This window comes from Roseomonas sp. SRI_022 (assembly GCF_057586215.1).
Window position 1 is genome coordinate 86,806 of the sequence record NZ_JBYCZL010000010.1, and the last position, 24,203, is coordinate 111,008.

Consider the following 24,203-nt stretch of genomic DNA (forward strand, 5'->3'; position numbering starts at 1 on the left):
CCAGTCTCGCCGCAATCGTACAAGTGCTGGAGGATTCACCATGACCACCCGTCGGACCGCCTTGGGCGCGTTGGCTGCGGCCGGCGCCCTCGGATTGCCGCGCATCGCGCTGGCCGCCTGGCCGGCCGACCGCCCGATCGAGGTCATCGTGCCCTATCCGCCCGGTGGCGGCGTGGACACCATGGCGCGGATGATCCTGCCGGCGGTGCAGAACCGGCTGCCGGGCGCGCGCTTCGTCGTCGTGAACCGCGCTGGCGCGGGTGGGCAGCTCGGCTGGGAGGCGGTGTTCAACGCGGCGCCGGACGGCTTCACCCTTGCTGCCACCAGCGTGCCGGCGCTGATCACCTATCCGATGGAACGCACGGTGCGGTACCGGCCGCTCGACTTCACCTACATCGCCAATGTGGTGGACGATCCGGGCGGGCTGTTCGTGGGCGCGAATTCGCCGCTGCGCACGCTGGCGGACCTGGTCGCCGCGGCCAAGGCACGCCCGGGCGAGATCAGCTACGGCACCACCGGCATCGGCTCGGACGACCACCTGCTGGTTCTCGGGCTCGAGGACAAGCTCGGCCTTCCGCCGATGACGCATGTGCCCTTCAACGGCATGGCGCCGCTGTCCACCGCCCTGGTCGGCGGCCACCTGCAGGTCGGCGCCTTCAACATGAGCGAGGGCCTCGCGCTGCTGCGCGACGGGCGCATCCGCGCGCTTGGCCAGGCGGCGGCGACGCGCTGGTCCGGCACCCCGGAGGTGCCGACCTTCAAGGAGCAGGGCATCGACCTGATCAGCGGCGCGACGCGCGGCATCGTCGGGCCGCCCAACATGCCCGCGGAGATCCGCGAGAAGCTGGAAGCGGCGTTCCGCGCTGCGCTCGCCGACACCGACTTCGTGCGGGAGGCCGAGCGCATGGGCCTGCCGCTCGCCCCGCGCATCGGCGCCGACTACCGCAGCGATGTCGCGACGCTGGAGACCGAATTGCGCGGCCTGTGGCAGCGTCGCCCCTGGAAGGAATCATGAGCGAGGCGGAGACATTGCACGTCGAGGCGAATGCCCTCGGCGGCTTCCTGCGCGGCATCGTGGCCGCGACCGGCAGCACGGCGCAGGAGGCGGCGGAAGTCGCCGCCCACCTGCTGGAGGCGAACCTCCAGGGCCATGACAGCCACGGCATCATGCTGCTGCCGCGCTACGTGCAGCATGTACGCGAAGGCAAGCTGCACCCCAACGTGACGCCGACGCCGGTGCGGCAGGAGGCATCGCTCGCGCTGTTCGACGGCAATATGGGCTATGGCCAGCATGTCGGGCGCCAGGCGATGGACTGGGCGATCGGCGCGGCGCGGCAGCACGGCCATGCGGTGATGGGGCTGCGCAACGTCCACCATATCGGGCGCGTCGGCACCTATGGCGAGCAGGCGGCGGCGGCGGGGATGATCTCCGTCCACTTCGTCAACGGCGTGTCCGGGCCACCTTCGGTCGCACCCTTCGGCGGGTCGGATGGGCGGCTGTCGACCAACCCGGTCTGCGTCACCATCCCGCCGGCGGTGCCCGGGGCGCAGCCGCTGGTGCTGGATTTCGCGACCTCGGCGATCGCGCTCGGCAAATGCCGCGTGGCGTTCAACGCGGGGCGCGCGGTGCCCGATGGCGCGCTGGTGGATGCGAAGGGCCAGCCCACCAACGATCCGGGTGTGCTTTATCGGGACAACCCACGTGGCGCACTGCTGTCCTTCGGCGCGCACAAGGGATACGGGCTCGCGCTGGTGTGCGAGTTGCTGGCCGGGGCGCTGCTGGGCGGCGCGACGGCCTGGCGGCCGGAGATGCGCGAGCGTGGCATCGTCAATTCCTGGCTGGCCTTCGTGCTGGACCCGGCGCGCTTCGGGGATGTCGAGGCGTTCCGCGCGGAGCTCGCCGCTGTCATCGCCGATGTGAAGGCGTCGCCATCCGCCGATCCCGACAATCCCGTGCTCGTGGCGGGTGAGAAGGAACGCATCACCAAGGCGAAGCGTCTCGCCGGTGGCATCCCGGTGGATGCGACGACCTGGGGCAACCTGGTGGAGGCAGCGCGCAGCCTCGGCATCAACGCGGTGCCGGAGGCACGCTGAGGGTCACTCCACCCTTGCGCCCGAGGCGCGGATCAGCGGCGCGAAGCGGGCCTCGTTCTCGCGCCGGAAATCGGCCAGGCCCTCGGGCGTCGTCCACCACACGGCCGCGCCGTTCTCCTCGAAGCGGCGCTTCACATCGGGGCTCTCCACCGCCTGGCGGCCGAGTGCCGCGATGCGCGCGACGATCGGCGCGGGGATGCCGGCCGGGCCACAGACGCCACCCCAGGAGGTGATCTCGAAGCCCGGCAGGAATTCCGCCATGGTCGGGATCTCCGGTGCCTGCGGGCTGCGCTGCGCGCCGGTGACGGCAAGGGCGCGCATCTTGCCGTCCCGGTGATGCGCGAGCGCCTGCGGAATGTTGTCGAACATCATGTGCACGCGGCCTGCCAGCAGGTCGATATTAGCCGGCGCGCCGCCGCGATAGGGCACGTGCAGGATGTCGATGCCGGCGAGCTGCTTGAACATCTCCCCCGACAGATGAACCGTGGTGCCCGACCCCGAACTGGCGAAGGAATAGCGGCCCGGGTTGCGGCGGCAGAGATCGATCAGCTCCGGCACCGTGCGCGCCGGCACGTCGTTGTTGACGACGAGCATGTTCGGCAGTTGCCAGAGCCCGCAGACATAGGCGAGGTCCTTGTTCACGTCGAAGGGCAGCCGCGCATAGAGCGTGGGCGAGATGGCAAGCGACGCAACGGAGGCGAGGCCGATCGTGTTGCCATCCGCGGGCGAGCGGGCGATCGCCTCGGTCCCCACATTGCCGGCCGAGCCGGAGCGGTTCTCGACCACGAAGGAATGGCCGGTGATCTCGCCCATCTTCAGACACCAAATGCGCGACAGGATGTCGGTGCCGCCGCCGGGCGGGAAAATGCCGATGAAGCGTATGGAGCCGGCAGGCCAGCTGCTCTGGCCTAGGGCGGGGACGGCAAGGGCCGTGGCAGCGGCGGCGAGCAGAGCACGGCGGCCCGGCGCGAGCGCCAGGACACCGGAGTCCCGGGGTGCTGTCGTCATCACATCTCTCCCTGTCCCGGCTCTCGCGGCCGATGCGCCCATCCGACCCCGCGGCGGCGCGTAGCGTCAAGGGGTGCGCGTCATTCCACCACCGCGCCGGAGGCGCGGATCAGCGGCGCGAAGCGGGCTTCGTTGTCGCGGCGGAAATCGGCGAGTGCCTCGGGGCCGACCCACCAGGCCGAGGCGCCGCCTTCCTCGTAGCGCCGCCGCACCTCCGCACTCTCGACAGCCTGGCGGCCGAGATCGGCCATGCGCGTGACCATCGCGGGCGGGATGCCGGCGGGGCCGATGGCGCTGCCCCAGGAATTGATCTCGTAGCCGGGCAGGAACTCGCCCATGGTCGGGATCTCAGGCGCCTGGGGGCTGCGCGTGGCGCCGGTGACGGCCAGCGCGCGCACCTTGCCGTCGCGGGTCAGGCGCAGCGCCTCGGGGATATTGCCGAAGATCATGTCGAGCCGGCCGCCCAGCAGGTCGGTATAGGCCGGCGCGCCGCCGCGATAGGGCACGTGCAGGATGTTCACCCCGGCCATCTGCTTGAACATCTCACCGGCGATGTGCAGCGTGGTACCAGCGCCGGAGCTGCCGAAGGTGTAGCGGCCCGGGTCCTGGCGGCAGAGCCTGATCAGATCGGGGATAGTCTGCGCCGGCAATTCCGGGCGCACCACCAGCAGGTTGGGCAGCTGCCACAGGCCGCAGATGTAGGTGAAGTCCCGCATCACGTCGAAGGGCAGGCGGCGGTACAGCGTCGGCGCGATCGCCAGGGACGAGACCGAGCCGAGCCCAATGGTCGTGCCATCCGCGACTGAACGCGCGATCGCCTCGGTGCCGACATTGCCGCCGGAGCCGGAGCGGTTCTCGACCACGAAGGATTGGCCGGTGATGTCGGTCATGCGCTGGCACCAGAAGCGCGACAACTGGTCGGTGGAGGCACCGGGTGGGAAGATGGCGATGAAGCGGATCGGGCTGGAGGGCCAGGACGGCTGGCCAAGTGCCGGGGCGGCGAATGCGGTGGCGGCAAGCGCCACGACGCCGCGCCGCCCGAACCTGCGGGGCGTGATGTCCTTCATGCGTCCTCCCGGCCCCTGGGTTCGGGCGGGGACCCGCCGGGGCATCCTGCCGTGAAGTCGCCGGACTATGGCATGGGCGGCAACGCGGCCGCGTCATCAAAATCGCCGGGCCGGAGGCAGGTCAGGCGTCGCGGCGGAAGCAGTGCTCGGCGTGGTCGTTGACGATGCCGACCGCCTGCAGCCAGGCCTGCACGATGGTCGGCCCGACGAATTTGAAGCCGCGGCGCTTGAGATCCTTCGAGACGCGCTCGGCGAGCTCGGCGGAGGCCGCCGCGGTCCTGCCATCGCCGCGCAGTACCTGGCCGCCGGTGAAGGACCAGCAGTAATCGGCGAAGTTCTCACCGCCGGCTTCCATTTCGAGGAAGACCTGGGCGCCGCGGATCGTCGCCTCGATCTTGGCGCGGGATCGGATGATGCCGGGATCGGCGAGCAGGCGAAGGATGTCGGTTTCGGTGAAGCGGGCGACGGCGCGCGGGTCGAAGCCGGCGAAGCCGCTGCGGAAGGCGTCGCGCTTGCGCAGCACGGTGATCCAGGCGAGGCCGGCCTGAAAGCCTTCCAGCATCAGGCATTCCCACAGGGCGCGGGGATCGCGTTCGGGCACGCCCCATTCGGCGTCGTGATAGGCGCGTTCGAGCGGATCCTTCTCGGCCCAGCGGCAGCGATGCGGTTCGGTCATGGCACGGCAGGGTCCCTGGCGAGGCGCGGCGCGGGCAGGCGGATCCGGCTGGCGATCCGTGCCAGCCGGGTGACAAGGAGGCGAGGGCGGCCAGCCGCGGCACGGGGCGGCTGCAGGAAGCCTGCGGCCTCCTCGATCGCGGGGAGTGGCAGGGCGGGGAAGCGAGCCCAGACCATATCGCGGATCGCCGCCGGGTCGCGATTCGCGATGGTCCCGGCGCTGGCGGCCCGCAATTGCCGCAGCGTCACGTCGTCGAGCCAACTGGGTGGTCCGGAGAGCATCGCGGGGACCATGGCCGAGGATATTGAACAAATCAAGAACAAGACCGTGGCCGCGCGGAGATCCGATGGATGCATGGCGGTTGGCGTTGGTAAGCAATAATTACGCCAACAGAAGCGGCCATGGGTTGTTCAGCTGGCCACGCGGCGCCTTATTTCAGTGTATCGATGCTCATTAATGCACGTTATGGTTGTAAGATCGTGTCGACTCGCAGAAGCGATCACACGCGCCGCATCGCATCGCGATCTGCCATGGCGCAAAAAGAAAGGCCCGGAACCCCTTGGGGGACCGGGCCAAGTCAACAGGGAGGCTTCACGTCTGGGAGCCGGACGGTCTGCCTCCCTCTCACCCAAAGGCTTTACGTTCGATTACCGCTGGTGCCCAGGCTTGCCATCCATTATCTGTGCCCGCAGGGACAGAGCGGTACCCGGCGGTAGGCATCGGTAACGTCGATCTGTGCCCGTGACGTGTCCGTGGAGACCAACGAGGGCGGAATGGCGGTACTGACAGACGCTGTAGCTAGGTCTGCCAAGCCGACCACCACCGACCGCGATGTCGCGGACGGGACGGTGCCGGGCCTGGCGCTTCGGATCTTCAAGTCGGGCCGGAAAGCATGGGCGCTGCGCCTGCGCGTGTCAGGCGGCGGGCAGCGCCGGATCGACCTGGGCGCGTACCCTGCCACCACCCTGGCGGAAGCCCGTGGGTTGGCGCAGGAGGCCCGCAAACTCGCCGGGCGGGGTATGAACCCGGAGCATGCCGTCAGGCCGCCCGTGGCGCCCGCAGGGGCCACCGTGGCGGAAGGCATCGCCCGGTGGCTGGAAACGAAGGCCGGGAACCGCAGCCTGCCGATGGAGCGGCGCCGGATGGCGCTGCATGTCGAGCCGGTCCTGGGCGAACGCGCCCTGCGCGACGTCACCCGGGCCGAGCTGGCCGATCTCCTCCACCGCATGGCATATGGCGCTGACCCGAAGCCGGTCGAGGCGAACCGGACCTATACCAGCCTGCGCGGCCTCTTCGGCTGGGCACAGGCGATGGATCTGCGCCACGACGATCCGACGGCGCTGCTGAAGAAGCCCACCAAGGTCGAGCCGTCCGCGATCCGCCAGCGCGAGGGTACTGAGCCGCTGCTCAGCACCGCCGAATTGGCCCGGCTCTATGCGTTGGTGCTCGGCCTCAACTCGGCCGTCCTGGGTGACCTCGTGCGCTGCATGATCCTCGTGCCGCTGCGGCGTGACGAATGGACCGACACGGCATGGTCCGAGCTTCGCGACCCGATGGTGGCCGATGGCTGGACCGGCGCCGCCCTGGTCATCGGCGCCGGGCGCATGAAGGGCCGCAGGCCCGCCACGGTGCCCCTGCCCGCCCAGGCGGTGGAGATTTTCGCCACCCGGCGCAAGGTCACCGGGCGCGACGCGCCTGTGTTCGCCGTGCCGGGTAGCGCGAAACCCTTCGCCGGGTGGAAGCGCGCTTCCGAGACGCTGCGCAGGACCCTGGGCGCCGAGCGGGATTGGTCGCCGCATACCATCCGCAAATCGGTCGCGACGGCGATGGTGAGGGACTTGAAGGCCGACGAGCTGCTGGTCGGCCGCATCCTGCAGCACAGCCCGCGCGCCGTGTTGGGCATCACGGCCGTGTACCAGCGTTCCGACCGCATCGCGGAACAGGCCGCGCTTCTGCAAGCCTGGGCCGATCACATCGAGGCGGTGGCCGCGAAGCTCGACACGCCCGAGGCGACCGTCGTGCCCTTCGCCAACGGCGGGCGCGCATGAGCGCCGACGACGACCTGCTGGAAGGACTTTCACACGCTATACAAGCTATGCGCCTCGCGGAGGTCGAACTGCTCGCCAGAGCCGCCGGGGCAGCGGGCGAGGGAATGGACCGCAACGCGCACGCCGCCCGCTTCGGGCCGGTGGAGGCCGCCATGGCGCGGACTATGGCCGAACTCGGTACCGATCCGGCCGACGACGCACGCGTGCGTCGCTTACTGTTGCACTTGGTGGCGGCCGGTTTTGAGCTTGGCCGAGGCTCGGCGGTAGGCAAGCGGGCGCGCGCGGAAGCACGCCGCGCCGAGATCCTGGCCGCAGTACCAGTGGCGGAAGCGTCGCTGCGGCAGAAGTATGGACCCGAAGCCCGGATCGGCCCGAGCGCAGTTAACAACCTGGTCGCGCTAGCGCTTGGGGTATCGCTGCGCACCGTTGAGGCCGCACGCAAGCCCCGCTGAACTTTCTTCCGCAACTTCAAAGTTGCGGAACGCGGTGTATTCCACGCCGCCCCAGCATGTGAACAGTCGGCAGCCGTCCACCACCGGAGACGGCACATGCCCAACATCGCCACCAACGACGGCGCGCAGTGGCCGCGCGATCTCGATGATCTGCGCCGCGAGCCAGCGCGCCTCGTCTTCGCCTCCGACCTCGCGCGGCTTGGCGTCGTCGTCAGCTATGAAGGCCTACGCGCGCTGCCGCCCTCGTTGCGCCTGTCCGGCCGTCGGAAGGCCTGGGAAAGTCGAGTGATCCTGCTGTGGCTGGGGGCCGCCCTCGACCTGCCCGGCCCGGCCGGTGGTGCGGAGCGCGCGGCATGAACCGCGCGCAGCGCCGCGCCGCCGCCGCCAGGTTGCGGCGCGCGGGGCGGCCCTGCGTCGGCTTCGTGGTGAGCCACGAAGCCGACGACGCCTCATGGCTGCGGGATGACCGCGCATGGTTCGCGGCCAACCCGAGGCGCCGCTTCCGCCTGCGCTGGCCGGTCGGTGACGAGGTCAAAAGGCTGTTCGCGTTGCTCGATCCAGCCGCCGAAGCCGAAGCGCGGCAAGGCCACGAGGACGTCCTGCGCAAGGGCGGGCGGATGGGTGTCGTCGTCGAGCGGGTGGCGTCGAATGTTTGGGGGCGGGATCTGGTCGTGGTCTGGCAGGAAGTGGTCATGGAGGGCCTGACCGACGCTGGCGTGATGCGCCTCGTCGCGGGGCAGGAGCAACGAACGGCCGCGCGGCACCGCTTCCTGGCGCGGCGCGGCTTGGCCCCCGAGGCGACCGCCGCCAACCCCTGAAACGCGCGAAGGGGCCGCCCCACGACAGGCGGCCCCTCGGTCTCGATCAACAGCAGACAACGCCCAGGAGGCGCGCACTGTGGACGCTAGCACACCGCCCGATCTGCCCGGGGCGCCAACCTTGCACATCACCTTCGATCCCCGGCTGTCGCCGTTCCGGTCGAAGGGCAACGGCGACATCACGGTCATCCGCTCCATCAGCCCGCGCTTCGTCGGCAAGAGCTACCACCGGGACAAGACGGGTGAGGTGAAGAAGACGGCGGTTGCGCACATCACTTCCGGCATCGGCTTCCCGCTCGACGTGCCCGACGCGGCGGCGATGCGGCGCCTGCTGGAGGTGCTGACGGAGGAGGACGATCTCGTCATCTGCATGGGGCGCTTCCACGGCGCGGACGGGCAGCCGTTCCACGTCGTGACCGAGGAAGCCCTAGCGAACATGATGAAGGTCGCGCCCGAGGAAGCACCTGGCGGGGTGCAGGTGATCGGCGGCAAGCGCATCGCGGCGCGCCTGAAGCGCGGCACCGATCCCAGCCCCTGGCTCCTGCTGGAGGGGGACGATCCCGAAGGAACGCCCGAGAAGTGGCGCGGCATCGACATCGCCGCCCGCCTCGCGCGGCTTGAACCGCTGGTGCCGGGCATCTCGTCCTGCGAGCGGGTCGAGCTGCGCGGATCCAGCAGCCGCGTGGTGCCGCCTGGCGGCGCGCCAGGGCCGCGCACGCACGCCTGGGTGTGCATCACCGCCCCGAACCAGATCGAGCCTCTCAGGCTTGCCCTGAAGGTCCGTACGGCGATCCGCGATCTCGCCTACCGCTCGCCGCGCCGGTCGCGCGAGACGGGCGAAATCGTCGCCCACGAGATGCGGACGGTGATCGACCTCGCGGTGCTGTTGCAGGGGCGCCCGGTGTTCTGCGCGAAACCGGATGTGCAGATCGACGGCTACGAGACGGCCGATGCGGGCATCACCATCGTGATGCCGGGCGGCGGGCCGCTCGACATCTCCGGTGTGGAGCTGCCCGGCGAGGACGAGCTGCGCCAGTACCGCGAGCGCACCGGCCAGGATCTGCGCTTCGGCCGGGATGCCGGCGGAGCGCTGCTGGTGACGGCGCGCGGCGAGCTCACGCACGAGACGTTGATCGAGCGGCGCGCGGTGGTGAAGCCCCTGCGTGAGTGGCTGGCGGGCATGAAGGAGGGCGAGAAGCTGCGGTGCGAAACGCCGTTCCGCGCCAGCGAGAGCGAGGCGGCCTTCGTTCGCAAGCTCAGCGGCGGGCGAGCCTTTGTCTACGACATCGGCACCCAGACCAAGTACGAGATGGCTGGCGTGGACGACTTCGAGGACCTGCCGATGGAGGATGTCGGGACGCCACCGGGCGCGGCATCGGTCCCAGGCGCCGGATCCTCGCCGCCGCAGGGCCATCCGCTGCTCCGTTTCGTGCCGCTCGGTGACCGGCTGGAGGCGCCGCGCTGGGTCGTGACCGGCTTCATCGCGGATGGCGTCACCGCCATCGCAGGGCAACATGGCGGCGGCAAGACGCTGGCGCTGGTCGCGCTGGCGCTGAAAGCGGCGGGGCTGCATGCGCCGAGCGATCCGCTGGGGACGCGCCACTGGCGACACGTCATCTACATCACCGAGGACGTAGCGCAGTTGCAGCGCACCCTGGTTGGTACCATCGGGCAGGGTGCCCAAGGCGTGACGCGGGAGGGGATCGAGGAGCGCTTCCACATCGTGGCCGCCGCTCGCATGACGGTGGACAGGATCCTGCCCGTCGCGCGGGAGTATGCCGTGCGCCTCACCCGCGATGACGATGGTGTGCCGGTGCCGCCGCTGGTGGTGTTCGACACGCGCGCCGCGATCATCGCCACCGAAGACGAGAACGACAACGCAGAGGCGAGCACGATCATCGCGGCGCTGAAGCAGAACTTCGCGGGCCTGCCGGTCTGGCTGGTCGGGCATGTGCCGAAGTCGAGCGTGAACCGCGCCGACGTGGCGGCTTTGACCATGCGCGGGGCATCCGCCATCGAGGCCGACGCGCATCAGGTGGTCTATCTCGCGGTCGAGGGGGCAGGCCGCTTCCTTGTGCAGGGCAAGGCCCGGTTCGAACCGAACTGGCCGGATCTCGCCATCACCTCCCACATCGCCTCGCGGCTGACCGTGAACGAGTACGGCGAGGACGAGGAGGTAGTGGTGCGCTGGGTGACCGTCGCGCCGCTTGAGGGCGGGCGAGCGGCCCTGGCTAAGCGGATCCACGGGCAGGAGGAAGCCGCCGACCTCCAGGCCTTGCGAGATGAGATCCTCGGCCTTGTGCGGACCGGTCAGAGGGCGGGCGAGCGGCTTTCCCGGAACGATGTCGCGTCCGGGATCGGGCGGCGGCGCGGCACTGTCCTCGCCGTGCTGCAGGGGCTGCTTGACCAGGTCCAACTGCTTGAGATCGATGTGCCCGTTGCACGGCGTCGAACCAACAGTCGGGCCCGGTTCTTGGTCGCGCTCACCGAGGAGGAGGCCGCGCGTTACATCTTCCACGGGGTCGAGCCTCCGGTGGTCGCAACCCTCGCGTCGTGGCGGTTTTCGGTCGATGCTTCGACTTAGCCGGAACCAGTTGAAAGTCAGAGGAAGTCTGGATCTGCGGGATGCCTCTGTCGATGGTTCCCGCTGGTATCCACTGGTTCCTCGATGGTCCCCGTTAGTTTGCCATCTGTGGGCCAGATGCGGGGGTGGGGCGCCTCTTGCGCCCACCCCCGGCCCCTGGTTCCCGGTTCCCATTCCTATAGGGAAAACCAGTGGAAGCCGTGATCGACGGGCATCTCGCCGGGGGCAGGCATGCGTTTGGTGTTGTTCGGCGCCGTTGGTGGTGTGCCCTGACGGGCATCGCAGCGACCGGCGCGGACGGCCTGAGCAGGGCACGCTGCCCGAGCGGCGCGATCCGCCAGACCGATCCGGCCCGGCAGTTCCCATCGGTCGATCCGTCTGCCACCGCTGGCCCGACGGCTGAACCCCGACATCCATTCCAAGGGGGATGCAGTTCCGCTGTTCCGGCTTGCGCGCCCCATGGGGTGTGAATTTGCCAAACACCCCCGGAGCGCGCTTCGCCCCTGTCCTCCGACAGGGGTCTCGCCACGCTATCTGTCGTTCGTTCCTGCGGTGCCCGTGCTTGCGGGGTGGATGAAAACCCTTGCGCTGTTCCACACAACCGTGGGTTCTATGAATAGTACGTTCCTTCTTTGAAGGGTTGTTCGTCATGCGGTTCCGTATTGCTTTGATCGGTTTGCTGCTCTTGGGCGCTGCGATCCAACCGGCCCGCGCCGAAAAATGGCTTTGCCATCCAACGAGCCGGGCTGTGTGCTCTGATGGTGAATGCACGCGACCGGCACTCGCGAGCCTCTATTTCGTCATCGAGGAAGGCATCGCCTACAACCGATGCGACCGGAACGGATGTGGAAGGCATTCGATCCGGCAAAGTGTCAGCGGCAACTTCGTGACGTATGAAATTCCCGGTTCTGCAGCTTTCCTGCGGCGTGAGATCGGCAACAATTCTTTCATCGAGGTCGCGTCTCTTGGGCTCACCGTCTACACTTATTTCGGCCGATGCCGAGCGGGATAACCTCGCGGTCCAACGAGGTGGGGCAACGCAAAAATCGTCGCGGTCGCGTCGGTCCCCGAAAGGTCGCCCGCCCTCCGTCCGCACACACCGCCGCCGGTCGGCAGGCGCGCGCCCAGGAAAGATGGCCCCGCGCCGCCCGCGCGCTGCTCTAGGCGAGGAAACAGGCCATCTTGGCCGCAACAGCCGACCATAGTCGCGCAACCGTCGAAGTGACACCTCCATGGTTGGCCAAGAGGTTGTCGGCGCAGTAGTCAGTTGATGCGGTAATATGATACCGCTTCCTTTCCAGCTGCTGGAACCTCGATGTCTCGGTACGACCCGCGCATGGACGCCGTTGCCGAAGGGCTGTTCCGGGGGCTCCCAGCCGAGCACGCCGTCGTGCGGGCGGGGTACGCGAAGACCACGGGCCGCCATAAGGGTTCGGAAATCGCCAAGCGCCCCTACATCCAGTTTCGCCTCAAGGAGCTGCGCGGCGAGCCGGTGTTGCCGCCGCCAGCCGCCACCAAGATTGTCCCGGCGTTCCGGCCCAAGCCGCGCCAGGCCGGTATCCCGGCCCCGCTGTCGTCCACCGCGCCCCAAGCCGATGACATCGCCGTATCCCCTGCGGCAAAGGACTTCGCGCACGCTATCGAACTGGAACAGCCGACGACCTGCGTCCCGGCCATCGACTTCGGCGTGGCGAGCCAGGCGGAACTGCGCTCATGGTCGCTCGCCGTGCTGGGGGCGATCAGCCTCCAAGGCCTCGCCATGAATGACCGGCGCGCGACAATCGCCGCCGTCGCCGAGGTGGGGCGCATCGCAGGGCTGGCGACGCAGCGTGTCGAACTGGTGCAGCAGACACATCTCGACAGGCTGTCGCAGCGCGAGCTGCAGCAACTGCGCGTTCATTTGCTCGTTCAGGCCCGGGAGCATGAACGGGATGGGCGGCGCCTCTCATCGCTCAGCGCGGCGGATGCGCGGCTCGTCGGCCTGGACCTGACCCAAGCGGACATCGGTCCGGATGGCTTCGTCACGCTCGCCGCCATGCGTGGCGGCGATGGGCGGCCGGAGTATCACCTGCTGGCGGATGTCGACAACGACGCGGCCATCGACGTCATGCCCGATGGCACCCCCGGCGGCGACCACATGGCGGAGGAGCAGCAAGGCCCGGCATGCACCGGCAACCCGCTCGACTAACGCGGCTGCCTTTCGACGTCGAACACATCCGTATCGAGGCGGGGATCAGGCGCCGGAGCGGGACGCTGCGGCCGGTCCTGCTCGCCCCGAATAGTCTCTGCACCAGCTTCGGTGCCGTCGCCCGCGCGCTGATCCAGCGCGGCGTTGCCCGCGAGCGGGGGCCGTGGGTCTCGCCCCGGTGCCTATCGCGATAGCGGAGCCGGCAAGCCGTGCAGTGCTGGCCGCCGCAATCACCGAGACCCTTGAGCACAACAGTGAAGGTCGCTACACAGTTGTGTATGAACATCGCGCCCCGCCCGGCCGTCGCCTACATCCGCGTCTCGACCGAGCGGCAGGGCCGTTCCGGCCTCGGTCTCGACGCGCAGCGCGACGCCATCCAAAGCTTCGCCGCGGCCGAGGGCTTCGAGGTCGCGGCGACCTTCACCGAAGTCGAAACGGGCAAGGGGCAGGATGCGCTGGAGCGCCGCCCGCGCCTGCGCGCCGCCCTGGCGGCGGCCAGGAAGGCGAAGGCACCCGTGCTGGTGGCGAAGCTCGACCGCCTCAGCCGCAACGTCGCGTTCATCGCCAACCTGATGACCCAACGCGTCCCGTTCATCGTCGCCACGCTGGGGGCCGACGCCGATCCATTCATGCTGCACCTCTACGCGGCGCTTGCGGAAAAGGAGCGGGAGATGATCAGCGAGCGGACCCGCGATGCACTTGCGCGGAAGAAGGCCGAAGGCATGCGTCTGGGCAACCTCGCGACGTTGCCGGGGGCGGCGGCGAAGGGGCGCGAGACGCAGCGGTCGGCGGCCGACCGGCACGCGGCGGAGGTGGTGCTGCCGCACGTCGAGGCGATCCGCCGAGCGGGTGTCACCACGCTGGCGGGCATCGTGGAAGAACTGACGCGGCGGAGCGTGACCACAGCACGCGGCGGGGCGTGGCACGTCACCACCCTGCGCCGCGCTCTCGCCCGGGCACCTTTGGGTGCGGCGCCATAGAAGCCACCCTTCACTGTTAGTGGCCTGATGGGTTGCGTGGCATGATCTACCGATGACCCAGGTGAGGCTGATCGTTGCCGCTGACGAACCAGCAATCTTCTTCGCGTCGGTGCGGGATGCAGAACGCTGGATGGAATGGATAGACGTAAAAGATGGTGTCTATAGCGCCGCCTTCGGACCGAACGGTGAGCCCTACTCTATCACACATGATGGAAGAAACGTTTATATCAAAGAAACCGGTGGTGCGCCGCAGCCTGACGCTTTGAAGGCTCTGTTGCTGCGATACTTTGACGCGGTCGGAGAAGCACCAAGCCGTGACCTCGACCTGTCATCACTGCTGGCGCGGATCCGACATATCACCATCTAGACCTGCGCCGACAACTGCCATCTAGGTACGTCAGATTTCTAGGCGGCTCGGCCTGTTCCTCACCCTGGTGACGAAAGGCCGGCGACGCTGCTGGGACCTCGCCGCGGCCCGCGTTCCCGAGCCGAAGGCATCCCGCAGCATGCAGCCCCCAAACCGCCGTCCAGCGCCACGAGAATGGCGGCGCAGGGCATCCTGGCGCACAGCTCCGTCCCAAGGTGTCGACCACCGTCCCCAACCCGGCCGGCGCCGGGTGCCGGAAGCCCCCCGGGGTGCCCCCTGGCTGGGGGCGGGTGGAATGCCCGAGGGCCTGGCCCCCGCAACCCCCCCCATCCCCGTGTGCCTTAGTCCCCGTCGGTGCTGGGATTTTCCGGCGGCGGGCCGTCGCGTGCCTACCGGGTCGTGGCCGGCGAAGCGCACCCTGGTGGATCTTCAGCTAAGGACGCCGAGCCCGTCGTCGTCGACATGCTGACGGCAAATCGCCCCACTTCGGGATCTTAGTGGAAGCTGCCTAGGGTGGCGCGCATGGGCGCTCAGACGGAAGACTACATCTCGCCAAAACCGATGGAATGCTACACCCTTGGTCAACCTTTAAGTCTGGGCCGGAAACGTTTCTTGGATCAGTCTTTCGCCGTCGAGTTCGACCTTGCCGAGCCCATCGTGATGGATCACGGCATCAATCTCGCCGGGCTACTGGCGAGACTTATCTATGATTTCGGCTACGATGACCCACTGCCCAAGGTGCCGCTGAAGTCTGTCGACGGCATCTTTGCCGGCTCGGATCTCTTGGCGGTTGGACCGGGCCTGGAGTTCTCGTTGCCCTTTGTGCGTTCGCTGCGGCCCACCGCGATGCTGCACGACCTTGCCTTGCACGACCGTCGGGGGAAACGGATGGCGCAGATCACCCTGCGCGACGAGCGCAAGAACCTCCTCGACCATCGTCGCGCCATCAGTGTCCCTTTGGTCGTGGCCTTCGGAACGGGCGAAACCAGAGAAGTCGAGCGCCTGCTGCAAGGCATCACGCATATCGGCGCAAAGCGATCCGGCGGCCATGGCGCTGTAGAGGCGGTTCGTATCACGCGGCTTGACCACCCACACGCCGGGTTCGCAGATCGTGATGGCAAGCCAACGCGCGCCGTTCCCCTGCGAGTTTGGCAGTCGATCAACCTTCCACCCGCGCCCGTGCGACATCTCGTTGCCCGGTTACCGCGATGGTCCGCTCCGCGCGAACCGTGCGTCGGCCCGCGCGAATGGAGCATCGAATTCGAAACCCTCGACCGCGAGCTCGGCCTGTGACCGCTGCGGAACTGCTCGCCATCCGCGTTGCGCCCCTGTGGATGCCGACCGGAAAGGGGACGGGCCAACACCTTGCCTATGCGATGGCAGCGCTCGGTCAGCGCCATCGAAAAGCCGACGGCACGTCACTCACGCAGTTCAACACGGGCGGCCTTGTCGTGCGGGAGGCGACCATCCTGGCACTCACGGACTGCCATCCGCTCAGCATGCCCGCTGCGCTGCAGCTGCGGCCGCCATCCAGAGCGCGGCTCGCCATCATCGAAGACATTCGCGCGAATGGCCCGCCACTGCTGGCGGTGCTGTTTGCCAAGGGGGCGCTCGACATCCGCGCCTGGGCTTGCAGTACGCCAGATGAGGTGGTGATCAACGGTGTTGCAGGGCCGGAGGAGACGGCAGCGATGGAAGATGTTGCGGAACTCCGCGCTCTGCCAGGTGCGCCACGCGATTGGCGCAGGATGACGTCGCTCTGCGCCGACGCCCTGGCGGACCTGGCAAAAGCCCCGACCCTGCATGCCGAGGCGGACAAGCTGGCCAAGAAGCACGGTATCGCGCGCGAGCAGGTGCTGGACGTTGCCTATCGCCTTCGGCGCGCGACCGGCCTGACTTTCGATCTATCGGCCGCTGACACATGACCACAGACGCTGACACACCCCGCGTCATCGCCCGTGACGTGCTTCTTGAGATTGGCCCTGACGCTGACCGCTATGGGGTCCATGCCGCGCTTGACGCGCGGTGGGGCCGCCGTGGTGAGGTTGGCTTTCTTTGGACGCTCGGTCAGGTGCTGGAGGTGCGCGCCGCTCGCGTTCGGCTGCCGCCAGATCACCCCGAAGGTGCGGCGGGCTTAGCAATCCTTGCTCCTGCGACCGGCGTGCGGTTCGGGTTCCGCCTATGCGCGAACATCACGCAGAAGGACCGCGGCACCGGCAAGCGACGCTCCTGGGCGCGCGAAGACATCGCACCGCGCCGGGCATGGCTCGACCGCCGCGGGGCGGAGCACGGCTTCAGCATCGAAGGGCTACGGATCGATGTGGGCCGCTGTTTCATCCGCAAGGGGCGCGGCTTCTGGATCGACGAGACGCAGTTCACCGGCGTGCTGCGGGTCCAGAACGCGAACGCCTTCAGCACCGCCCTCACGGGCGGCGTCGGTCAGCGAGGCGCGTTCGGCTTCGGCCTGCTTGAGACCTTCGATCCCCCACCATGGACGGAAGACGCATGATCACGCTGCTGCTCGACGGCACCATCACCGCCGTCTCGCCCATCGCCATCATTCTGCCCGGCAGCGAGGATCGCCGAACCCCGGCAGGTGCACCACGCAAGCGGCTGCTGCGGAACGGCGAGATGGTGGAGACGGTCTACGTCCCACCCTCCAGTCTCCGGGGACGCCTGCGCCACCTGCTGACCAGCGAGGTGATGCGTCTCCAGCACGAGCAAGATGGGCGTGTTTTCGCGCCGGAGGACTACATCGATACAGCGCTCGGTGGCGTAAAGGATCGAAAGGCCGAGGGCGTAGATGAGCGCCTCGTGGATTTGGTGGGCATCCGCGAATTGCGTGAACGAAACCCCATCGTCTCCATGTTCGGTTCGATGGTGTCGCGTGTCGCGGGCCGCCTCATGGTGGGTGATCTGACGCCCCTTGATCCGGTGGCCCCGGTGCCCACGGGAAGGTCGATACGCGCCGATCCCTTTGTCCGCAACCCGGCGGTGATCGGGTTGCTCGACAAAGACCTGTTCGGACAGTTCACGCAACTCAACGCGCTACGCACCCAGGCCAATCGCGACGAAGATCAGGGCGAAGTCGTCAAGCGCAGAGCGGCCGCCGCGAAGCGCGAAGGGCGGGCGAAGGCGGATGTCGACGCCCTCGAAAAGGAGGCGAAGGAACTCACGGAAAAGGCGGCGGCGGGCTTCAAGGCCGCGGGCGGTGCGGTGAACATCCAGCAGCTGTTGGACGGCTACGACGTGATCCCCGAGGGCACGGTCATGGCGCAGCGCATGCGACTGCTGGATGCGACGGAGGCTGAGTTGGCGCTGCTTCTACTTGCGCTCCACCTCTTCGCACAACGACCCTTGATCGGCGGCCACACGGCGCATGGCTGTGGCGAAGTGATGGGAAGTTGGGTGTTGCGGGTTGTCGAGGGGGGCAGTGAGCGCAAGGCGGGGACGGCGCGTATCGAACCATTTGCCGGTCTGGTGCTGGAAAGCGAAGACGCGCTGTTGAAGCGCGCCATGGACCGCGGGCTGACGTTCAAGGAGGAGGCGCTGCGCTATGATTTCCGTGGTGCTTGAGATGGCATTTTCCCCATTATTTCAGAGCGATGGACTATGAGCGGATGCAGCCGCCCCGGGTTTGGGGGCGGACTTCAGGAACCGGAGGCGCCACCGCGCAGCGAGCAGTGATGCAGCCGCCCCGGGTTTGGGGGCGGACTTCAGGTACTACACGCGGCTGATCGTGCCGAACCTGGATGCAGCCGCCCCGGGTTTGGGGGCGGACTTCAGGGTGTCGGACAGTCGCCTGAAGCTCGACCAGGATGCAGCCGCCCCGGGTTTGGGGGCGGACTTCAGGAAGATGATCAGCAAAGAGTTTTGGGCCGGCGATGCAGCCGCCCCGGGTTTGGGGGCGGACTTCAGGAAGTCGCCGCCGCTGTGCAGGCCGAGCGGGGATGCAGCCGCCCCGGGTTTGGGGGCGGACTTCAGGAACGCGACGCAGCCACAGCGCGGGCCGAGGGATGCAGCCGCCCCGGTTTGGGGGCGGACTTCAGGCAGTTGGACGCGCTCTGGCTGCGCAGCGTGATGCAGCCGCCCCGTTTGGGGGCGGACTTCAGGGTCGCAACGGCCCCATAGGTCGGGGCGTTGGATGCAGCCGCCCCGGGTTTGGGGGCGGACTTCAGGTCGTGCGCGCGGTGTTGCTTGAGGAAGTCGATGCAGCCGCCCCGGATTTTGGGGGCGGACTTCAGGGTGGTGTCATAGACCAGAATGGTGTCCATCGATGCAGCCGCCCTGGATTTGGGGGCGGACTTCAGGTGCACCGGGTCGGTGGTTTCGAGCTGGTAGTAGATGTGGCCGCCCCGGCTTTGGGGGCGGAGGAGACCTCCATCGTCAGGGCGCGATGGCCGCTTGCGACATGAACCCAGGCCCATGCAAGCTGATGCACAGGCCTGGGAGTTCGCACCGCATGATCCCTAACTTCGCTGAGCTCTCGCGCGTGTTGAACCTTGAAGAACGAGAATTCCAGACCGCGCTCTCCAGCATGGTAAGCGATGCCCTCAAGCCCGGTACGCCTATCACCGTCGCGGTGCAGGCAGGGACGGGCATCGGGAAGACCTGGGCGCTGACGCATCCGGCGCTTGCAGCCGCCGCGGCTGGGCGGCGCGTCGTCTGGTCCACCCACACGATCTACCAGCGCGAGCAGGTGATCGAGACCATGCGGAAGGCACACGATGCCGTGCCCGACATTCCCGCCGTTGCGGAGCGCCGCGGGCGCTCGGATTACGTCTCGCCGAGCCGTACCAACCGCCTGCGGCACGCCCTGGAGGCCCGCGGTGAGGCAAAGGGGACGCTGGCGCTGCTCGACGACCTTGCGAAGGCGGGCGGCCTGCTGGCGGACTTCACGCGCGAACGGGGCGACCTTCCAATCGCACCCAGCCTGGTCTGCTTGACCGCCGCCTGCCCGGATGATGAGCAGGCCGACTACATGGCTCAGAAGGACGCGGCGGAAGGTGCCGGGATCGTGGTGCAGACGCATGCGCTGACCCTGCTCCAGGCTCGCTTCGGGCGGCTGACGGCAGACCTCATCGTGTTCGACGAGGCCGACACCCTGCCCAGCGCCGCGGCCGGCGCCGTGCAGACGCGCCTGCCGCTCGATGACGTCGCCGCCCTCGCCGAACAGGTGAGCTCCGAAGTCGCGCCACTGATCGACGCGCTCCGCGCACGCGCGAACGACCGCATCGTCTGGTGTGACAAGCCGATGTCGGAGTTGGTCATCAGCGTCGCGCAGTTGCTGAGTGCGCGGGCCCGCGCATCACGCGATGCCGCCCCTGAGTTGGCGGATGCACTTGACGACATGGCCGAAGAGCTTCGGGATTTCGGGCGCCATGGGTTGCCGCCAACCCATCGGGACGGCGACGCCGAGGAACTGCGCGTGCGCCGGGTCGGGGCTGCGCTCGTCGAGGATGCCGGACCCACCCTGGCAGTGGCCGCCGTTGATGCGGCGAGCTGGCTTGGCCATCGGCTGAAGGACCGCCAGGTGGTCCTGATGTCGGCCACGCTCGGTCGTCACGACGAGGAGCTCGACGAAATACGTCGCGCCTGCCGACGCCTTGGCTTCTTCGACGTGGTCCCAGCGACTATCAGCCCGTTGCAGTTCGGCACTGTCAGGTTCCATCTGCCCGGCCGCGATATTCCGCCGCCCTTCAAAAATGACCGGGAACCCGATCCGCGCTTCTTCGACGTCGCGGCGGACACGGTGCGACAGGCGGCGCAGAACGGGCGAACGCTGGTGTTGTGTGCGAGTTTCGCGGACGTCGAGGAACTCGCGCAGCGCCTTGATAGCCGTGTGATGTTCCACCGCCGCGGGGAGCGGCTCTCGCCGCTGACAGCCCAGCTTGCTGCCGAACCTGGGTCGGTGCTGGTCACGCCCGGCGCCTGGGCCGGTCTAGATCTGAAGGATGGCATCGAGAATGTCGTAATCCTCCGCTTACCTTTGGGTCGCCCGGACGAGCTGAGGCAGGAGCTGCTGGCCCGCATGCTGGAAAGTCGCGGCATGACTTCCGCCGACGCGCGGAACATCCTGGCGGCCGAAGCACGCGGTGATGCCATGCGCCGCATGACCCAGGGCATGGGGCGAGGCGTGCGTCAGCCGGACCATCACTGCGACGTGTGGATCGTGGACCCGCGATTTCCACTTCCGGCGGGCATGGTCGCTGACGTCCGGCGTGGCATCACACAGGGCCTAGCGACAGGCTGGGAAGAATTCGCGAAGTCCATCCCGCTTCGGTTCCGACGGCCCACAGGGCGCAGCGCATACGACCGCGCGAAAGTGTTCCAGCCCGCTGCGATTGTCGCTGCCTGAGGCCGCAGGTGATCTTCCTGCGGCTCGATGATCCGAAGGCTACCCAGTTCCATGTGCCTGGGGCTGAACGCCTGGACGGGACGCCTTGCACCTTCACCGATGGCGACGCTCATGCACTCGGGCGCGCCGTGGTGCGCATGATTGCTGCTGACACGGTCGAGTTGATCGACGCGCAGATGCTCAGCGCCGGCCAGGGCTTTCGGGTTCTGCGGGAAGACATGGTCGACGCAACCGCGATCAGCCGCGGCGAGGTGGTCAGGCGCCGAGAGCAGGCCGCCTTCAGGCGCCGAGTGGGCGAGGTGTGGGGCTGGCGGTGCGCAATCACGGGGGAGACTGTGCGGGAGGTGTTGGAGGCTGCGCACCTGCCGGGATCATCTTGGCGCGCGGGCGACAACCGAGCAGTGGACGGCATCCTGTTGCGGCTCGACCTGCATCGCTTGATGGATGCGGGTCTGCTTCGGATTGAAGGTGGCAGTGTTCGGGTGTCGGTGGGCACCTACGCCGCGCTGGACGGAGTGCAAGTGATCTGGCCGCCGCGCAAGCCAAAGCGCAGAACCAACGCCTAACTTGCGCGCCGCGACGGCGGGCGCCGCCGTGGGCAGGATTTCAACGCTGGCGGCTGATAGCCTACCGCGGAACGCGGCCACGCCCGGTTGTGGGTGTCGCCGTGCCTCCTGCCATGCTCCTCCATCCAAGCTTCATCCGAGCGGTGGTCGCCGGCCGACAGCATGAGCCGAGCAGTCATGCTTGGCCTATGGATGGACGTCCTAATACACCACGCCGCCGTCAGGATCCTGCGCACGCTGCGCTATGGCGCCCTGCTCGGCGCGCCAGTGTTCGGTGTCGTTGCGCCACAGCGTCAGATCTTCCGCCGTGGCGAAGCGGCCATCGGTTATCCGGTAGAGCGCGTCCTCCAACGCATGACGGACGCCAGGATTGATGGCGATCAGGCTGCGCCCCCCAGCCAGCACCGACCAGTTGCCCGGCCGGCCGCGCAGCACCACCACGACGCCCAGGCACGTCGCCGCCAGCCCGTCCTGCAGCGCGGCGATGGGCGCCAGGGTCGCCAGATCCCGCAGCTCGGGCAGGGGCGTCTGGTGCAGCGTCCGCAGCGCCTCGGGGGGCGTCGCGGCGGCCCTGCGCGGGGTCGGCTTGGCTGCCGCGCCGCCACGGATCACCTGCGAGCGCGGATCGCGGGCCTGCGCGGCCACCGCCTCCTCGTGCTGCTCGATCTCCATCCGCGCGTCGTCCATCTCCTTCGCCAGCTGCTCCAGCTCCACCTCGCCCAGCAGCTCGGCGTCGAGCAGCGCGCGCATCTCACGGGCGACCCGCCGATGATGGGCACCGCCTTCGGCGTGCATCGGCGTGGCGGCGAGCTGCTCGTACTCCGCGACCAGCGTTGCGGCCTCCTGGGGCGTCGCAGCCGCTGATAGGCTCCTGGGGGCCGGCTCGATGGACGCGTTGCCTCCACGGGCTTCCCTGGCGTCCTTCAGGCTGACCACGACGTCGGCGGGATGCAGCAGCCGCCTCGGCACCGTGCCCACGACGACGTTGTCTCTCACCTGCAGCAGGTGGCCGCTGAAGGTGTCCATCAGCACGATGCCGCTGCCGTGAATGTAGGTGACGGTGACGTTGCCCAGCAGCCCGTCGCAGTCATCCGCACCGCGCCCGGTCGGGCGGATGTAGAAGTCGACGATGGCACGCCCGGTGAGCGTCAGCTGCACGCCCTTCGTGAAGTCGGCCCAGCTGGCGTGCGTGAACAGGTCGCAGTCGGGGCCGTTGCCTTCCCCGTCCAGCTCGGCGTGGTTCCACGAATAGACGTCGTACTGGTCGCGCCAGATGCCCGGCTCCAGGGTGATGGAGCGGCGCCCGGCGACCCCCTGCGCGGTCTTGCGGATGAGCTCGCGCTCGGCGCGGGTGGGCTTCCACACCAGCAGCTCGCGCGGCGTCGCGGCGGCTGACAGGCTCCTGGGCACCAGCCCGGCGTTCACCAGCCGCTCATGGGCTTCCCTGGCGATCCTGGCGGCCTCCTCCGTCTGCTCCTGCTCCAGCGCAAGCTCCTCCAGCGCCTCCCGGTGCTGCTCGATCTCCAACAGCGCGGTGTCCATCTCCTTGCGCAGCTGCTCGATCTCCACCTCGCCCAGCAGCCCGGTGGCGAGCAGGGCGCCCAACCCTCACCGTCATGTTCAACGTATTGCAATCCCAAGCTCGTTTCGAACCCCGGTCGCATAGGCATAGATGTCGCGCCAACGGCCCGCGCAGCTAATGCAATTTCTGCAGGTGAAGGATGGATGCCGTCCATAATCCGCACGGCCGGTCAAACGTCCCGCTTCTGGCCGGGCGCGCCCGTGGTTATCGGCCGTCGGGCCACGGCGATGCCGAACACATACTGCGGTCCACCTTCCGCGCTATCGCTCCGGCGCTGATCACCCGCCGAGCCGGACAGCATCCATGACGCCAGCCGATGGCGCGCTCAACACGATTATGAAAAGAATACATATCCGTTCGCAATTCGGATCGAATATCTGAGGCCCCGCCGGGCCTGCGGCAATTGCTTGTGCGGGATTACCGGCGACGTGCGGCAGGGATCCTGCTCAGCACGAAGATCATCCGCGAAGTGAGAGAGATGTTCAAAACAATCGCTATTGCATGCACCACGGTGCTTGCTCTCGTCACCGCCGCTTTGTCACCCGCCTTCGCGCAGGACCAGTGGCTCTTCAGGGAATTTTCGCCCGGGGGGCAATTCCCGGCCTGTGTCGGGGCAAGCTCGCCAACGACCTTTCGCAACACTGGGGTGTCGGTCACTGTGAAGTGGTTCGATGGAGACGACGCGCTGGTAGTTCAGATCCACAACAGATACTGGAACATTCGCGCGCGTGCTGATGCGCCGATGGTCGTGCAGTTCGACCGGAATAGACCTTTCGAGGTATCGGCCGTGGGTTACCCGCCAGGCGAGACGCAATCCGGTTCCATGGTGCAATTCCGCGTCGGCCGGAGCGAGGCCGGCATTCGCTTTGGAAACGAAATCGTCAACGGCAATCTCATGCGGATCGCCTTCGCCGCTCCGGACGTGCCGGTGCTGGCGGTGCCTCTGCGCGGATCAGCGGTTGCGCTTACGCAGATGCGCGAATGCCTCGTCCGGCGCGGCGCCTTCCAGTTCATGGGGCCGGCGCGGCGGACCGACCCTACGGTCCAGCCTCTTCCGGATCCGACGGCCCCGGCGATCTCGGCAGCTTCCGGTCGGCGCACCTGAGAGCGCTGGCAGCGGAGCGCCGCCATCTTCGGCCTGCGCCAGCATCACCGACCCAGGCACCCATTCCGCAGCGAGCGACGCCGTCATGCGGCGGCTACTAACCGCCGTCCGCGCTCGCGTCTGGCAACGGTAGACCCCGGCGCGGTGCAACTGCGGTGTTGCCCCGTTCAGCTTTCGAACACGCAAGAATTGTGCCCTTTGATGCGGCCGCAGGTTGCGATGCTGCGACAGCGCGCCGCTCCTTGCGCGAAGAAATGCGACGTTCGCACGCGCGGAAGGTTTCCCGGCGCCTAGCAAATGCCCCGCGGTA

Annotated in this window: 23 protein-coding genes and 1 CRISPR repeat array; of the genes, 18 read left to right on the forward strand and 5 right to left on the reverse strand. The window is 68.1% G+C overall.

What is annotated here, in order from left to right:
* Positions 1 to 40 precede the first annotated feature (40 nt).
* A complete protein-coding gene (locus AC2YHJ_RS12115; RefSeq protein WP_487396308.1) occupies positions 41 to 1,015 on the forward strand; it encodes a tripartite tricarboxylate transporter substrate binding protein in 975 nt (324 codons plus the stop codon).
* The gene (locus AC2YHJ_RS12120; RefSeq protein WP_487396310.1) at positions 1,012 to 2,094 is read left to right on the forward strand and encodes a malate/lactate/ureidoglycolate dehydrogenase; all 1,083 of its coding nucleotides are present in this window, start codon (positions 1,012 to 1,014) and stop codon (positions 2,092 to 2,094) included. Before AC2YHJ_RS12115 ends, AC2YHJ_RS12120 begins: the two co-directional genes overlap by 4 nt.
* Before the next feature lie 3 nt (positions 2,095 to 2,097).
* Here the strand turns inward: AC2YHJ_RS12120 and AC2YHJ_RS12125 are convergent, their stop codons facing one another.
* The 4 genes from AC2YHJ_RS12125 to AC2YHJ_RS12140 all read right to left on the reverse strand — a co-directional run bounded on the left by AC2YHJ_RS12125 (position 2,098) and on the right by AC2YHJ_RS12140 (position 5,126).
* Entirely contained in the window at positions 2,098 to 3,102 is a 1,005-nt protein-coding gene (locus AC2YHJ_RS12125; protein WP_487396311.1) for a Bug family tripartite tricarboxylate transporter substrate binding protein, read from the reverse strand.
* An 80-nt stretch (positions 3,103 to 3,182) separates the two neighbouring features.
* Complete coding sequence (locus tag AC2YHJ_RS12130) at positions 3,183 to 4,169, reverse strand: Bug family tripartite tricarboxylate transporter substrate binding protein (protein ID WP_487396312.1); 987 nt, start codon at positions 4,167 to 4,169, stop codon at positions 3,183 to 3,185.
* Positions 4,170 to 4,290: 121 nt separating this feature from the next.
* Positions 4,291 to 4,845 (reverse strand): DNA-3-methyladenine glycosylase I, encoded by a 555-nt coding sequence (locus AC2YHJ_RS12135; RefSeq protein ID WP_487396314.1) that lies wholly within the window; start codon positions 4,843 to 4,845, stop codon positions 4,291 to 4,293.
* Entirely contained in the window at positions 4,842 to 5,126 is a 285-nt protein-coding gene (locus AC2YHJ_RS12140) for a hypothetical protein (protein WP_487396315.1), read from the reverse strand. The genes AC2YHJ_RS12135 and AC2YHJ_RS12140 overlap by 4 nt, the downstream gene beginning before the upstream one ends.
* Before the next feature lie 471 nt (positions 5,127 to 5,597).
* Between AC2YHJ_RS12140 and AC2YHJ_RS12145 the strand changes: the two genes are divergently transcribed.
* The 15 genes from AC2YHJ_RS12145 (at position 5,598) to AC2YHJ_RS12215 (ending at position 21,206) form a co-directional block, all read left to right on the forward strand.
* Complete coding sequence (locus tag AC2YHJ_RS12145) at positions 5,598 to 6,893, forward strand: tyrosine-type recombinase/integrase (RefSeq protein ID WP_487396316.1); 1,296 nt, start codon at positions 5,598 to 5,600, stop codon at positions 6,891 to 6,893.
* Positions 6,890 to 7,345: a hypothetical protein gene (locus AC2YHJ_RS12150; RefSeq protein ID WP_487396317.1), complete on the forward strand. Its 456-nt coding sequence runs from the start codon at positions 6,890 to 6,892 to the stop codon at positions 7,343 to 7,345. The genes AC2YHJ_RS12145 and AC2YHJ_RS12150 overlap by 4 nt, the downstream gene beginning before the upstream one ends.
* A 96-nt stretch (positions 7,346 to 7,441) precedes the next feature.
* Entirely contained in the window at positions 7,442 to 7,702 is a 261-nt protein-coding gene (locus AC2YHJ_RS12155; protein WP_487396319.1) for a hypothetical protein, read from the forward strand.
* Complete coding sequence (locus AC2YHJ_RS12160; RefSeq protein WP_487396321.1) at positions 7,699 to 8,163, forward strand: hypothetical protein; 465 nt, start codon at positions 7,699 to 7,701, stop codon at positions 8,161 to 8,163. The genes AC2YHJ_RS12155 and AC2YHJ_RS12160 overlap by 4 nt, the downstream gene beginning before the upstream one ends.
* A gap of 79 nt (positions 8,164 to 8,242) precedes the next feature.
* Positions 8,243 to 10,747 carry an AAA family ATPase gene (locus AC2YHJ_RS12165; RefSeq protein ID WP_487396322.1) on the forward strand — a complete coding sequence of 835 codons (2,505 nt, stop codon included), beginning with the start codon at positions 8,243 to 8,245 and terminating at the stop codon, positions 10,745 to 10,747.
* Between the two features lie 649 nt (positions 10,748 to 11,396).
* On the forward strand, positions 11,397 to 11,759 hold the full coding sequence (locus tag AC2YHJ_RS12170; protein ID WP_487396323.1) for a hypothetical protein: 363 nt from the start codon (positions 11,397 to 11,399) through the stop codon (positions 11,757 to 11,759).
* A 324-nt stretch (positions 11,760 to 12,083) separates the two neighbouring features.
* Complete coding sequence (locus AC2YHJ_RS12175; RefSeq protein ID WP_487396324.1) at positions 12,084 to 12,935, forward strand: hypothetical protein; 852 nt, start codon at positions 12,084 to 12,086, stop codon at positions 12,933 to 12,935.
* 278 nt (positions 12,936 to 13,213) lie between these two features.
* A complete protein-coding gene (locus AC2YHJ_RS12180; RefSeq protein WP_487396325.1) occupies positions 13,214 to 13,915 on the forward strand; it encodes a recombinase family protein in 702 nt (233 codons plus the stop codon).
* Positions 13,916 to 13,967: 52 nt separating this feature from the next.
* On the forward strand, positions 13,968 to 14,282 hold the full coding sequence (locus AC2YHJ_RS12185) for a hypothetical protein (protein ID WP_487396326.1): 315 nt from the start codon (positions 13,968 to 13,970) through the stop codon (positions 14,280 to 14,282).
* A gap of 522 nt (positions 14,283 to 14,804) precedes the next feature.
* Positions 14,805 to 15,575 carry a hypothetical protein gene (locus AC2YHJ_RS12190; protein ID WP_487396327.1) on the forward strand — a complete coding sequence of 257 codons (771 nt, stop codon included), beginning with the start codon at positions 14,805 to 14,807 and terminating at the stop codon, positions 15,573 to 15,575.
* On the forward strand, positions 15,572 to 16,207 hold the full coding sequence (locus tag AC2YHJ_RS12195; RefSeq protein ID WP_487396328.1) for a hypothetical protein: 636 nt from the start codon (positions 15,572 to 15,574) through the stop codon (positions 16,205 to 16,207). Before AC2YHJ_RS12190 ends, AC2YHJ_RS12195 begins: the two co-directional genes overlap by 4 nt.
* The gene (locus AC2YHJ_RS12200; protein WP_487396329.1) at positions 16,204 to 16,791 is read left to right on the forward strand and encodes a type I-E CRISPR-associated protein Cas6/Cse3/CasE; all 588 of its coding nucleotides are present in this window, start codon (positions 16,204 to 16,206) and stop codon (positions 16,789 to 16,791) included. Before AC2YHJ_RS12195 ends, AC2YHJ_RS12200 begins: the two co-directional genes overlap by 4 nt.
* Positions 16,788 to 17,858: a hypothetical protein gene (locus AC2YHJ_RS12205; RefSeq protein WP_487396330.1), complete on the forward strand. Its 1,071-nt coding sequence runs from the start codon at positions 16,788 to 16,790 to the stop codon at positions 17,856 to 17,858. The genes AC2YHJ_RS12200 and AC2YHJ_RS12205 overlap by 4 nt, the downstream gene beginning before the upstream one ends.
* 43 nt (positions 17,859 to 17,901) lie before the next feature.
* Positions 17,902 to 18,267: a CRISPR direct-repeat array (repeat unit 36 nt; unit sequence GATGCAGCCGCCCCGGGTTTGGGGGCGGACTTCAGG).
* Between the two features lie 477 nt (positions 18,268 to 18,744).
* Positions 18,745 to 20,640: a helicase C-terminal domain-containing protein gene (locus tag AC2YHJ_RS12210; RefSeq protein WP_487396331.1), complete on the forward strand. Its 1,896-nt coding sequence runs from the start codon at positions 18,745 to 18,747 to the stop codon at positions 20,638 to 20,640.
* A gap of 8 nt (positions 20,641 to 20,648) precedes the next feature.
* The gene (locus AC2YHJ_RS12215; protein WP_487396332.1) at positions 20,649 to 21,206 is read left to right on the forward strand and encodes an HNH endonuclease; all 558 of its coding nucleotides are present in this window, start codon (positions 20,649 to 20,651) and stop codon (positions 21,204 to 21,206) included.
* Positions 21,207 to 21,407: 201 nt separating this feature from the next.
* Here the strand turns inward: AC2YHJ_RS12215 and AC2YHJ_RS12220 are convergent, their stop codons facing one another.
* The gene (locus AC2YHJ_RS12220) at positions 21,408 to 22,811 is read right to left on the reverse strand and encodes a hypothetical protein (RefSeq protein WP_487396333.1); all 1,404 of its coding nucleotides are present in this window, start codon (positions 22,809 to 22,811) and stop codon (positions 21,408 to 21,410) included.
* A 455-nt stretch (positions 22,812 to 23,266) separates the two neighbouring features.
* Between AC2YHJ_RS12220 and AC2YHJ_RS12225 the strand changes: the two genes are divergently transcribed.
* Entirely contained in the window at positions 23,267 to 23,893 is a 627-nt protein-coding gene (locus AC2YHJ_RS12225) for a hypothetical protein (protein WP_487396334.1), read from the forward strand.
* Positions 23,894 to 24,203 lie beyond the last annotated feature (310 nt).